The sequence below is a fragment of the Nocardia cyriacigeorgica genome (assembly GCF_010858045.1).
Lineage (GTDB): Bacteria > Actinomycetota > Actinomycetes > Mycobacteriales > Mycobacteriaceae > Nocardia > Nocardia cyriacigeorgica_E.
Genome location: NZ_JAAGVC010000142.1, coordinates 1 through 391, shown reverse-complemented (window position 1 = coordinate 391; position 391 = coordinate 1). Strand labels below are relative to the sequence as shown.

Annotated in this window: 1 pseudogene; it reads left to right on the top strand. The window is 71.1% G+C overall.

The features are described from left to right. Nucleotides 1-391, top strand: a pseudogene (locus tag GV790_RS29105) (ATPase); the annotation flags it as partial.

The following is a 391-nucleotide window of genomic DNA, read 5'->3' as shown; positions in this document are numbered from 1 at the left end:
GACCCGGCTCGCGCTGGCGGTTGCGGCGCAGGCGGCGGGCGCATATCCCGACGGGGTGTGGCTGGTCGATCTGGTGCCGATCACCAACCCGGACATCTGTGTGGTCGCGGGGACGGTCGCGCTCGCGCTCGGCCTGGGCGAGCAGCCGGGCCGCGGCATGGACGAATCCGTGCTCGCCGCCCTCGCCGACCGGGATACCCTGCTCATCCTCGACAACTGCGAGCATGTGCTCGATGGGGTGGCGCCGTTCATCGAACGCCTCCTCGCGGCGTGTCCCGGGGTGACGGTGCTGGCGACGAGCCGGGCCCGGTTGATGGTGCCGTTCGAGCGGGTGTACGCGGTCGCGCCGATGTCGTTGGCAGGCGCGGGTAATTCGGATGCGGTCGCATTG